The organism is Vibrio atlanticus (genome assembly GCF_024347315.1).
GTDB classification, from domain to species: Bacteria; Pseudomonadota; Gammaproteobacteria; order Enterobacterales; family Vibrionaceae; genus Vibrio; species Vibrio atlanticus.
On sequence record NZ_AP025460.1, the window covers coordinates 27,035 to 39,246 of the forward strand.

Here is a 12,212-nt window from a genome sequence, read left to right on the forward strand (position 1 = left end):
AAGAACTCCCAAGGTTCTTCGAAGTTTGTTTCTACTTTTAAAGTAGAGATAAATTAGCAGTGTCCCGTTCGTCTAGAGGCCTAGGACACCGCCCTTTCACGGCGGTAACAGGGGTTCGACTCCCCTACGGGATACCATTGGGTCGTTAGCTCAGTTGGTAGAGCAGTTGACTTTTAATCAATTGGTCGCAGGTTCGAATCCTGCACGACCCACCATTTCCTCCCAAGGAAATAAAAATATGGGGCTATAGCTCAGCTGGGAGAGCGCCTGCCTTGCACGCAGGAGGTCTGCGGTTCGATCCCGCATAGCTCCACCATTCTTTCTCCATGAAGGAATTAAAACTATCATGGGCGATTAGCTCAGTTGGGAGAGCACCTGCCTTACAAGCAGGGGGTCACTGGTTCGAGCCCGGTATCGCCCACCATCTTTAAGCATTCTCGTAAGAGAGTATTTAAAAATGGTTTTGAAAGTTTAAAACTTGAAAAACTCTTGCTCTTTAACAATTTGGAAAGCTGACTGATTGATTTACTTACGAGTAATTCAATCAAATTTAAAAGTTCTCAATGTTTATCTTTCATTAGATAAACACAACAAACACATTCAAGTGTCTTGTATTCGAATCAATGTTTACATTGATTCACAATTGAGTCCGGCAAACAGTCATTGAGAATTAACCCTTCTTGATGACAACCAAAAACCTTGGTTAGTTGCCATACTAGTTTGTTTTCACTTTTCAAAAGTGAAAGCAAATAGAGACCCTTTCGGGTTGTATGGTTAAGTGACTAAGCGTACACGGTGGATGCCTTGGCAGTCAGAGGCGATGAAAGGCGTAATAACTTGCGATAAGCCCAGATTAGGTAGTAATAACCTTTTGAGTCTGGGATTCCTGAATGGGGAAACCCACTTGCATAAGCAAGTATCCTGTTGTGAATACATAGCAACAGGAGGCAAACCGGGGGAACTGAAACATCTAAGTACCCCGAGGAAGAGAAATCAACCGAGATTCCGAAAGTAGCGGCGAGCGAAATTGGATTAGCCCTTAAGCTTTTAATGATGCAGGTGAAGAGTCTGGAAAGTCTCGCAATAAAGGGTGATAGCCCCGTAACCGACACATCATAATCAGTGAAAACGAGTAGGGCGGGACACGTGATATCCTGTCTGAATATGGGGGGACCATCCTCCAAGGCTAAATACTACTGACTGACCGATAGTGAACCAGTACCGTGAGGGAAAGGCGAAAAGAACCCCTGTGAGGGGAGTGAAATAGAACCTGAAACCGTGTACGTACAAGCAGTAGGAGCACCTTCGTGGTGTGACTGCGTACCTTTTGTATAATGGGTCAGCGACTTAATTTTAGTAGCAAGGTTAACCGTTTAGGGGAGCCGTAGGGAAACCGAGTCTTAACTGGGCGTACAGTTGCTAGGATTAGACCCGAAACCAGGTGATCTAGCCATGGGCAGGTTGAAGGTTGAGTAACATCAACTGGAGGACCGAACCGACTAATGTTGAAAAATTAGCGGATGACTTGTGGCTAGGGGTGAAAGGCCAATCAAACCTGGAGATAGCTGGTTCTCCCCGAAAGCTATTTAGGTAGCGCCTCGGACGAATACTACTGGGGGTAGAGCACTGTTAAGGCTAGGGGGTCATCCCGACTTACCAACCCTTTGCAAACTCCGAATACCAGTAAGTACTATCCGGGAGACACACGGCGGGTGCTAACGTCCGTCGTGGAGAGGGAAACAACCCAGACCGCCAGCTAAGGTCCCAAAGTATAGCTAAGTGGGAAACGATGTGGGAAGGCTCAGACAGCCAGGATGTTGGCTTAGAAGCAGCCATCATTTAAAGAAAGCGTAATAGCTCACTGGTCGAGTCGGCCTGCGCGGAAGATGTAACGGGGCTAAGCTATACACCGAAGCTGCGGCTACGTACCTTAGGGTATGTGGGGTAGGGGAGCGTTCTGTAAGCCGTTGAAGGTGGTCTGTAAGGGCTGCTGGAGGTATCAGAAGTGCGAATGCTGACATGAGTAACGATAAAGGGAGTGAAAAACTCCCTCGCCGGAAGACCAAGGGTTCCTGTCCAACGTTAATCGGGGCAGGGTAAGTCGACTCCTAAGGCGAGGCCGAAAGGCGTAGTCGATGGGAAACGGGTTAATATTCCCGTACTTCTTACAATTGCGATGGGGGGACGGAGAAGGCTAGGTGGGCCTGGCGACGGTTGTCCAGGTTCAAGTACGTAGGCGGAAAGTTTAGGTAAATCCGGACTTTCTTAACGCTGAGATACGATGTCGAGCTACTACGGTAGTGAAGTCATTGATGCCATGCTTCCAGGAAAAGCCTCTAAGCTTCAGATTGTAAGGAATCGTACCCCAAACCGACACAGGTGGTCGGGTAGAGAATACCAAGGCGCTTGAGAGAACTCGGGTGAAGGAACTAGGCAAAATGGTACCGTAACTTCGGGAGAAGGTACGCTCTTATCAGTGAAGTCCCTTGCGGATGGAGCAGACGAGAGTCGCAGATACCAGGTGGCTGCAACTGTTTATTAAAAACACAGCACTGTGCAAAATCGTAAGATGACGTATACGGTGTGACGCCTGCCCGGTGCCGGAAGGTTAATTGATGGGGTTAGACTTCGGTCGAAGCTCTTGATCGAAGCCCCGGTAAACGGCGGCCGTAACTATAACGGTCCTAAGGTAGCGAAATTCCTTGTCGGGTAAGTTCCGACCTGCACGAATGGCGTAATGATGGCCACGCTGTCTCCACCCGAGACTCAGTGAAATTGAAATCGCTGTGAAGATGCAGTGTACCCGCGGCTAGACGGAAAGACCCCGTGAACCTTTACTACAGCTTGGCACTGAACATTGAACCTACATGTGTAGGATAGGTGGGAGACTATGAAATTGCGTCGCTAGATGTGATGGAGTCGTCCTTGAAATACCACCCTTGTAGTTTTGATGTTCTAACGTTGGTCCCTGAATCGGGATTACGGACAGTGCCTGGTGGGTAGTTTGACTGGGGCGGTCTCCTCCCAAAGAGTAACGGAGGAGCACGAAGGTGGGCTAAACACGGTTGGACATCGTGTGGTTAGTGCAATGGCATAAGCCCGCTTGACTGCGAGAATGACAATTCGAGCAGGTGCGAAAGCAGGTCATAGTGATCCGGTGGTTCTGAATGGAAGGGCCATCGCTCAACGGATAAAAGGTACTCCGGGGATAACAGGCTGATACCGCCCAAGAGTTCATATCGACGGCGGTGTTTGGCACCTCGATGTCGGCTCATCACATCCTGGGGCTGAAGTCGGTCCCAAGGGTATGGCTGTTCGCCATTTAAAGTGGTACGCGAGCTGGGTTTAGAACGTCGTGAGACAGTTCGGTCCCTATCTGCCGTGGGCGTTGGAAAATTGAAAGGGGCTGCTCCTAGTACGAGAGGACCGGAGTGGACGAACCTCTGGTGTTCGGGTTGTCATGCCAATGGCATTGCCCGGTAGCTAAGTTCGGAATCGATAACCGCTGAAAGCATCTAAGCGGGAAGCGAGCCTTGAGATGAGTTTTCCCTGACGCTATAAGCGTCCTAAAGGGTTGTCGTAGACTACGACGTTGATAGGCAGGGTGTGTAAGTGCTGCGAGGCATTGAGCTAACCTGTACTAATTGCCCGTGAGGCTTAACCATACAACACCCAAGGGGTTTTGTGGACTCAAAGAAATACCAAACGCTTGAATGAGTTTGATGAGAATTTAACAGCTTTCCGAATTTTAAAATTTGCTTGGCGACCATAGCATTGTGGACCCACCTGATTCCATGCCGAACTCAGAAGTGAAACACAATAGCGCCGATGGTAGTGTGGGGCTTCCCCATGTGAGAGTAGGACATCACCAGGCTTTAATTTCGTTACCTGTGTATACATGTAACAACATCTACAGTGTACTAATCTGTTGATGACAATTTGTTGGAGGGATGGCTGAGTGGTCGAAAGCACCGGTCTTGAAAACCGGCAACCGTTAATAGCGGTTCTAGGGTTCAAATCCCTATCCCTCCACCACCATTGAAAAGCCCGCTGAGAAATCAGCGGGCTTTTTTCATATCTGCTATTTAGAAAAACCAAAAAGAGCACTAATGTGCTCTCTCTATTATTCTCTTAACCAGCATATCTAAAGTTAACTAGTCAGGGAGATATTTTCCTTCGGCTACCTGCCAGAACGCTCTAATCAGTGGGTTCTCAAGTTGAGATCGTTTACAGCAGACACCTAATTCAAAGGGTTTGATTGGCTCTATTTTTAAACGATCGACTTTATCTCTCACAGGGCTGTTGTTGATTACAACGTCTGGAGCTATACCAACCCCACAGCCAAGAGCAACCATACTTACGATAGCTTCATGACCTGATACCTGAGCGTAAATGTTGGGCTTTATCTTCATCTTTTTGAACCACGCGTTCGCACGTTCTCGAGCAGTCCCTGCTTCTGGGATGATAAAAGGCACTTCATTCCAGTTTGGTTTCTCTGATTGCAGCTGCTGACTAAAGCTACTGACACCGGATGGGATGATGACTGACAGTGGTATATCGCTAATGGTTTCGAACTCTAATCTTGAAGGCAAAATATCTGGTTTAGCTGAAATAGCAATATCAGCTTCATCATTCAGGATCTTGTCGATGGATTGCGCTGGATCACCGGTAGATAGCTTAAACTCAATATACGGATGAATAGCCCTGAATTCGGTAATGAGTTCAGGAAGGTGACTGTAGCTTGCTGTTACGGAACAGAAAATGCGGATCTCACCCTTGAGCTCTTGTTCACCACCTTTAAGGTGAAGATTGTATTGCTGCCACTCGCCAACGATGCTCAATGCCACAGGTAACAGATGTTTCCCTGCTGGTGTGAGGTCAACACTTCGATTATCCCTGATAAGCAGTTCTTGCCCTGTTTCTTCCTCAAGCTTTTGTATTTGACGACTAAGTGCTGAAGGACTGACGTGCATAGCCGCAGCTGTTTTGCTGAAACTCTTGCTATCACATAAATGTATAAATAATTGTAGAGATTTTATGTTCATGTTTTGCGATCGTTTCCATGTTGCATTTATTGCAATAACTAATTGTGAATATATCACTTTCAGCAACGGAGTGTCTGTTTTAGTATGAAGTCATTCGATAGAGAGATATCGACCTTACGGACTTATTTTTAAAGGAGTGCCCTACAATGGCTAACTATTTCAATACATTAAACCTTCGTGAGCAACTAGACCAATTAGGTCGCTGCCGTTTCATGGATCGTGAAGAATTTACGACTGAAGCTGAATACCTTGAAGGCAAGAAGATCGTCATTGTTGGCTGCGGTGCTCAAGGCCTAAACCAAGGTCTAAACATGCGTGATTCTGGTCTAGACGTATCTTACGCTCTTCGCCAAGCTGCAATTGATGAGAAGCGTCAATCATTCAAGAATGCTGATGAAAACGGCTTTGTTGTGGGTAGCTACGAAACGCTAATTCCTCAAGCAGATCTAGTTATCAACCTTACTCCAGATAAGCAACATACAAACGTTGTTGAAACAGTAATGCCTCTAATGAAGCAAGGCGCTGCTCTTGGTTACTCTCACGGCTTTAACGTTGTTGAAGAAGGCATGCAATTACGTTCTGACCTTACCGTAGTAATGGTTGCACCTAAGTGTCCAGGCTCTGAAGTACGTGAAGAGTACAAGCGTGGTTTCGGTGTTCCAACACTGATCGCTGTTCACCCAGAAAATGACCCTAAAGGTGAAGGCTGGGATATCGCTAAAGCTTGGGCTGCAGGTACTGGTGGTCACCGTGCAGGTTGCCTAGAGTCTTCATTCGTAGCTGAAGTTAAATCTGACCTTATGGGTGAGCAAACTATTCTATGTGGCATGCTACAAGCAGGTTCTATCGTATCTTACGAGAAGATGATTGCTGATGGCATCGAACCAGGCTACGCAGGTAAACTTCTACAATACGGTTGGGAAACGATTACTGAAGCACTTAAGTTTGGTGGCGTAACTCACATGATGGATCGCTTATCTAACCCTGCTAAAGTTAAAGCGTTTGAGCTTTCTGAAGAGCTTAAAGATCTAATGCGTCCACTTTACAACAAGCACATGGATGACATCATTTCTGGTCACTTCTCTAGCACTATGATGGCTGACTGGGCGAACGATGACGTGAACCTACTAGGCTGGCGTGAAGAGACTGGTGAAACTGCATTCGAAAACTACCCAGCTTCTGACGTAGAAATCTCAGAGCAAGAGTACTTCGATAACGGTATCCTTATGGTTGCTATGGTTCGTGCGGGTGTTGAGCTAGCATTCGAAGCTATGACGGCATCAGGCATCATCGATGAGTCGGCTTACTACGAATCTCTACATGAGCTTCCACTAATCGCAAACACAGTTGCTCGTAAGCGTCTTTACGAAATGAACGTTGTAATCTCTGATACTGCTGAGTACGGTAACTACCTATTCGCTAACGTAGCAACACCGCTACTACGTGAGAAGTTCATGCCTTCAGTAGCAACAGACGTAATCGGCCGTGGTCTAGGTGAAACATCTAACCAAGTTGATAACGCTAAGCTAATTGAAGTTAACGAAGCTATCCGTAACCACCCTGTCGAGTACATCGGTGAAGAGCTACGTAGCTACATGAGCGACATGAAGCGTATCGCTGTAGGCGGTTAATTAGTCGCTTAGATACTGATAAATTTGTAGAAAAAGCGAAGCAGTATCACTAACTCCTTACAGGTTGGAGTTATAAATAAGCAATACAGCATCTAATAAAAAGGCTTGGTCGCCGTTGACCAAGCCTTTTTGCTTTTAGTAACAAAGTCTTAAAAATCAATTAAATGAACATTGCTTGATAGGTATTCGTCGACTTTCAGTCCTTGATTGAGCTTCAGAAATACAAAAGGGTTGGTGTTTTCACACCAACCCTTTCAGTTTTCTTTCTTTACGCTTACCTGTCGGCAATCTTTGCTTCTAAGTCCGCTAGCTTTTGTTCCATTTCAGTCAGCTTTTGGCGAGTGCGCAGTAGTACTTGTGTTTGAACATCAAACTCTTCACGGCTTACAACGTCTAGCTTGTTCAGTTGGCCTTGGATAACCTGGCGAACTTTTTGATCTACATCTGAACCAAGCTCTTTTACTGGTTGAGGCATAGAATCGTGGATCTGCTTAGCAATCTGCTCTAGTTTTTTTGGATCAAACATATCAATTAAAACTCCTGAATATTTACCACTATTCTATTTAATCACACTTGCGATGTCGCCTATGGCGTACAAAAAAAGGCCACCGAAGTAGCCTTTTTATTGTTATTACGACTTAGTGATTACTTATTATCAGCTAATTCTCTGTGCGCTGCTTTTGCTTCATCGACGCGAGCTAGTTTTTCTAGGTCTTTGTCTTCAACAAATACAGGTAGAGGTTTGTGTTTTTCAGCTAAGTAGCTGTAAATCACTGGCAGTACAAATAGCGTGAAGAGAGTACCAATTGCTAAACCAGCAACGATTACGATACCAATACTGAAACGCTGAGCCGCACCCGCACCACTTGCGTACATCAGTGGGATTAGACCCGCGATCATCGCAGCGGTTGTCATCAGGATTGGACGAAGACGAACCTTCGCTGCTTCCATTACCGCTTCAATACGAGTTTTTTGATTGTGCAGCTGCTCTTCTTTCGCTACCTCACAGATCAAGATACCGTGCTTGGTAATTAGGCCGACTAAGGTGATCAAACCAACTTGCGAGTAGATGTTCATCGTTGCCGCGCCCCAAGCCAGAGCTATTAGGGCACCACAGATCGCCAGTGGTACAGATACCATGATAACCAGTGGGTCTTTCAGTGATTCAAACTGAATCGCCAATACCAAGAAGATGATTGCCAGAGCTAAACCAAAGGTCGCGTAAAGTGCGCTACCTTCTGTTACGTATTGGCGTGCTTCACCCATGTAGTCATGGTTGTAGCCACTTGGAAGCTTGTTCGCTGCCGTGTCTTCAAACCACGCAATTGCATCACCCATTGCAGCGCCTGGAGCCGGTACCGCACCAATCGTCGCCGAGTTCAATTGGTTGAAGTGAGGAAGAGAGCGAGGCTCTGCCACAACATCAATCGTAATCAAACTGCCTAGTGGTACAGCGTTGCCGTCTGCAGCACGTACGTAGTAGTTGTTCATTGACTCTGGGTTCAAACGGAATTTACGTTCAACTTGAGGAATTACCTCGTAAGAACGGCCATTCAAGTCGATACGGTTTACGTAGCCATCTGACATCATGGTACCGAGCGTGATACCGATATCTTGCATGGTCACACCGTATGCGCCTGCTTTATCCTTGTCGATGTTGATCTTCATGGTTGCTGAGTCGTAATTCAGGTCGAGATCTGAATATACGAACAACGGGTTTGAAGAGACATCAGCCAGAATGTCTGTGGTAATTTGGAACAAGCTTTCAAAACTGTTTGGCGTTGTTATGACAAACTGAATTGGAAGGCCTGAACCAGCACCTGGTAGTTCTGGCATTTGGAATGCAGTTACCGCCATTCCTGGAACATCTTTCACCAAATTACCAACGCGGTTTGCTACGTCTGATTGGCTTGCTTCACGTTCGCTCCAAGGAACCATAGACGCGATACCAAATGCTTGGTTTGCATTTGGCACACCTGTAAATACCTGTGCGTAAGCAACTTCTGGCTGATCAGACAGAATCTGGTTTACGTCGTTCATGGTATTTTGCATGAAGTCTAAGTTTGCATTCGACGGTGCTGTACCCATCAACATGATCACACCTTTATCTTCTGAAGGTGCTAGCTCACTAGGGATGAATTTGAACAACAACGGTAAACTTGCAAATACGATGATAGCAAAACCAATAAATACTGGACGATGTTGCATTACCGCACCAAGCATACGCTCGTAACGGTTAGTCATGCCATCCAGCACGCTATGAACTTTCTGCTCAAACTTGCTTGGCTCAGCGTGAGCTTTCAGCATTTTTGAACACATCATTGGCGAGAGCGTTAGTGCCACAATGCCTGATACGAAAACCGAACCAGCTAGGGTTAATGCAAACTCTTTAAATAGCGAGCCTGTAATACCACCCATCATCGCAATTGGAGCATATACCGCACCTAGCGTTAACGTCATTGCGATAACAGGCACCGCAATTTCGCGGGTACCGATAATCGCTGCACGGAAAGGGGACTCGCCGAGCTTGATATGCCTGTCGACGTTCTCAAGTACTACGATCGCATCATCTACCACTAGACCGATGGCAAGTACCATTGCCAATAGTGTCATTAGATTCCAAGAGAAACCCATTGCCTGCATTACCATTGCCACACCAATCAAAGACAGTGGGATAGTAATAATAGGGATCAGTACCGCTCGGAATGAACCTAAGAATAAGGTAATCACGATCAATACGATTAATGCCGCTTCAAGGATGGTCTTAATAACCTCTTGAATTGATTCGTTAATCGCAATGGTTGAATCGTACATTACGTTCATTGAGATGTTGCTTGGTAGGTTCTTCTCTAGTTGAGGAAGAAGTTCCAGTACATCAGCAGCGATGTTGATTGGGTTCGCACTTGGCGCCGCATTGATCGCGGCTACAACCGCCTCTTGGCCGTTAGCACTTGCTCGGTAAACATCGTGACTTTTTTCAAGAGAAACCTTCGCGATATCGGATAGGCGAATGATCTCACCTTCTCCGCTTTTCACGACTAGATTCTCTAGTTCTTCAGTGTTTGATACTTGTGTATCGGCACTGCCGTTGTAAAGCACGAACTCACCGGTCGCTTGACCCGTAGCTGATTGGTAGTTGTTAGCGTTCAGTACCGTCATTACATCAGATGCAGTCAGACCAATCGCCGCCATTTTTGATGGGTCTAGCCATACGCGCAGTGCGTATTTCATACCACCATATAGGTCAACTTTAGATACACCATTAACCGTAAATAGCTGCGGGTTGATTACACGCTCTAGATAGTCGGTAATTTGGCTCGATACCAATTCGTCACTGGTAAAACCAATGTAGAGTACCGCGGTTGTTGAACCGGTAGACATGGTTACGGTTGGATCTTCAGCCTCTTTAGGTAGCTGAGAACGTACCGAGTTTGTCTTGGCCAGTATGTCAGACAATGCCGCATTCGGGTCGGTGTTCAACTTCATGTTCACGGTAATCGTAGATTTACCTAGCACAGAAGAAGATGTCATATAATCGATGTTATCCGCTTGAGCCACAGCCTGTTCGAGGGGTTGGGTGATAAAGCCTTGGATAAGATCGGCACTTGCACCATAGTAACCAGTTGAGACTGTCACCACGGTATTCGTCATTTCAGGGTATTCACGCACCTGCATTTTGAAGATTGCTTGTAAGCCAAGCAGAGCAATCAAAAAGCTGATGGATACCGCTAGAACTGGACGTTTAATAAAAACATCAGTAAAGCGCATTGTGCCTCCAGTTACAGCTTAGGTGTTTCAGATGGTGGAGTGATTGCATCACTTTCAACAACTTTAACTTTGGCGCCGTTACTTAGACGTACTTGGCCAGAAGTTACAACCGTATCGCCAGCTTTAACACCCTCAAGGATGTGTGCAATATCAGCCGTACGCTCACCTACTTTTACAACATGTTGAGCAACACGTTGAACTCCGTCTTCTTCAGTTAAGATGTAAACATTGTCACCATATAGAGTGAAAGTAATCGCTGTTTGAGGAAGAGTAACTTGGTTCTCTAGCTTAGGCAGAATGATGTTAGCACGAGCGAACATACCGCTACGAAGCTTGCCATCATTGTTTGGAATATCTGCTTGAACTTGGATAAGACCACTTTGGATGCTTACTGCTGGTTCGATGGCACTGATAGAACCTTCAAATGGCTTCTCTGGGTAGGCATCAACAAAGATGTCGATAGCTTGACCCACATGGATGCGAGATATATCAGTTTGAGAAACCGTGAAGCGCAGGCGCATGACACTGGTATCTTCTAAACGAACGATATCTGTACCTGATTGCAGGTATTGACCTAGGTAAACGTTACGAATGCCCACTTTTCCATCGAAAGGAGCACGAATTTCACGACGTTCGATAGATGCTTTTAGGCTTTCAATATCAGCAGATAGAGAATAGAAGTTTGCTTCTGCTTCATCGTATGCTTCTTTAGAAATAGAACCTTTCTTAAAAAGACCTTGGTAGCGTTTGTATTTTGCTTTTGCCGCAGGTAGGCGAGCTTCAGAGCTCTTTAGATTTGCCTTTTCTACGCCAGAATCAAGACGAACAAGAAGTTGGTCATTTTTAACATCAGTACCAGAACCAAAAGATATTTGGTCAATAACGCCGCTGGTTTCGTTCGCTAGTGTTACACCTTGGTTAGGTTCGATGAAGCCGATAGCTTCGATCACAGGAACCCAGTCGATAGGTTGAACTTCTGTTACCGTTACTGGAAACTCTGGCTCAGGTCGGTTAGCCATAAACTCAGCAATTTTTTGTTGTTTAAACATGTTAAACCCAATAACGCTGCCGAAAAGTAGTACAGCGATGAGTAACATGAAGAAAGTCCACTTTTTCATTCTAGTTAGAACTCCAAATTAGTGTGTAATAATCGCATCCCAACTTGCTTCAATCGCCGCTTCAATGGCTTTTTTATCAAGTTGGTAATATCCAAGAGATTGCTTACGGGCCAGCGTGACACTGACTTCTAAGCTAAGTGCTGCTAAAACAGGGTTTTCTAGAGGCTTAAACACCCCTTGCTCTCTACCTTCAGTAAAGAGTTGATCTATTTTGTGGAACATTTTTCGTTCAATCTCTTTGGTCTCATGGCTGCGAATACAAGGTAAAGAGTCGTATTGAGCTCTATTCTTTAAATTGCAGATGTTTGATCCCGAGAGCTCGAAAATGTTGAGCCACATTTTTCTAAATCGTTCTTTTAGACTCATCGAATCTTCAACGCCTTGCTGAATTAAACCAGCATTCCGTTGAGTGACAGCTAAGCGAACTTGTTGTAATAGTTCTTCTTTGTCTGAGAAGTAGCGATAAATAGTTCCAGCCGCAACTCCTGCTTCTTTAGCTAGTTTATGCATAGAAAGTCCGTGAAAGCCTGATTCAGCAATCAGTTTTTCGGCGGCATCTATAATTTGTTGTCTTTTATCTATCATAGAATAAGAACCAGACAGTGATAATATACTCACTAATGAATGAACGTTCATTCATTATAGCCTAA

6 protein-coding genes, 5 tRNA genes and 2 rRNA genes are annotated in these 12,212 nt (G+C 45.5%); 8 read left to right on the plus strand and 5 right to left on the minus strand.

Translation table 11 applies throughout. The annotated features are described in order from the left end of the window. The first annotated feature begins 61 nt into the window (after window positions 1–61). The 7 genes from OCV30_RS00110 to OCV30_RS00140 all read left to right on the plus strand — a co-directional run bounded on the left by OCV30_RS00110 (window position 62) and on the right by OCV30_RS00140 (window position 4,035). Window positions 62–137, plus strand: a tRNA-Glu gene (locus OCV30_RS00110). A 2-nt stretch (window positions 138–139) separates the two neighbouring features. Beyond that, window positions 140–215: transfer RNA gene (locus OCV30_RS00115), tRNA-Lys, on the plus strand. 25 nt (window positions 216–240) lie between these two features. Next, a tRNA-Ala gene (locus tag OCV30_RS00120) sits at window positions 241–316 on the plus strand. Between the two features lie 32 nt (window positions 317–348). Further along, window positions 349–424, plus strand: a tRNA-Val gene (locus OCV30_RS00125). A 348-nt stretch (window positions 425–772) separates the two neighbouring features. Then, window positions 773–3,665: ribosomal RNA gene (locus OCV30_RS00130) — 23S ribosomal RNA — on the plus strand. 93 nt (window positions 3,666–3,758) lie between these two features. After that, window positions 3,759–3,874: ribosomal RNA gene (gene rrf / locus OCV30_RS00135) — 5S ribosomal RNA — on the plus strand. Window positions 3,875–3,944: 70 nt separating this feature from the next. Next, a tRNA-Ser gene (locus OCV30_RS00140) sits at window positions 3,945–4,035 on the plus strand. Window positions 4,036–4,154: 119 nt separating this feature from the next. On the opposite strand, the gene ilvY is transcribed toward OCV30_RS00140, so the two are convergent. Next, a complete protein-coding gene (ilvY, locus tag OCV30_RS00145; protein ID WP_065679624.1) occupies window positions 4,155–5,045 on the minus strand; it encodes an HTH-type transcriptional activator IlvY in 891 nt (296 codons plus the stop codon). Between the two features lie 146 nt (window positions 5,046–5,191). Here ilvY and ilvC point away from each other — a divergent pair, with 146 nt between their 5' ends. Next, window positions 5,192–6,676: a ketol-acid reductoisomerase gene (gene ilvC, locus OCV30_RS00150; protein ID WP_009848086.1), complete on the plus strand. Its 1,485-nt coding sequence runs from the start codon at window positions 5,192–5,194 to the stop codon at window positions 6,674–6,676. Between the two features lie 274 nt (window positions 6,677–6,950). On the opposite strand, the gene ubiK is transcribed toward ilvC, so the two are convergent. From ubiK to OCV30_RS00170, 4 genes are all read right to left on the minus strand, one after another. Further along, window positions 6,951–7,202, minus strand: coding sequence for a ubiquinone biosynthesis accessory factor UbiK (gene ubiK / locus OCV30_RS00155; protein ID WP_065679625.1), 252 nt, complete (start codon window positions 7,200–7,202; stop codon window positions 6,951–6,953). Window positions 7,203–7,321: 119 nt separating this feature from the next. Next, window positions 7,322–10,444 (minus strand): multidrug efflux RND transporter permease subunit, encoded by a 3,123-nt coding sequence (locus OCV30_RS00160; protein ID WP_009848084.1) that lies wholly within the window; start codon window positions 10,442–10,444, stop codon window positions 7,322–7,324. 11 nt (window positions 10,445–10,455) lie between these two features. Beyond that, entirely contained in the window at window positions 10,456–11,562 is a 1,107-nt protein-coding gene (locus tag OCV30_RS00165; protein WP_012602965.1) for an efflux RND transporter periplasmic adaptor subunit, read from the minus strand. An 18-nt stretch (window positions 11,563–11,580) separates the two neighbouring features. Further along, complete coding sequence (locus OCV30_RS00170; RefSeq protein ID WP_017096411.1) at window positions 11,581–12,198, minus strand: TetR/AcrR family transcriptional regulator; 618 nt, start codon at window positions 12,196–12,198, stop codon at window positions 11,581–11,583. Window positions 12,199–12,212: the final 14 nt, after the last annotated feature.

Excerpts from the sequence above, each read along its gene's own strand:
- ilvY (WP_065679624.1), bottom strand. The coding sequence starts at position 5,045 with ATGAACATAAAATCTCTACAATTATTTATACATTTATGTGATAGCAAG.
- OCV30_RS00170 (WP_017096411.1), bottom strand. The coding sequence starts at position 12,198 with ATGAACGTTCATTCATTAGTGAGTATATTATCACTGTCTGGTTCTTAT.
- ubiK (WP_065679625.1), bottom strand. The coding sequence starts at position 7,202 with ATGTTTGATCCAAAAAAACTAGAGCAGATTGCTAAGCAGATCCACGAT.
- OCV30_RS00160 (WP_009848084.1), bottom strand. The coding sequence starts at position 10,444 with ATGCGCTTTACTGATGTTTTTATTAAACGTCCAGTTCTAGCGGTATCC.
- ilvC (WP_009848086.1), top strand. The coding sequence starts at position 5,192 with ATGGCTAACTATTTCAATACATTAAACCTTCGTGAGCAACTAGACCAA.
- OCV30_RS00165 (WP_012602965.1), bottom strand. The coding sequence starts at position 11,562 with ATGAAAAAGTGGACTTTCTTCATGTTACTCATCGCTGTACTACTTTTC.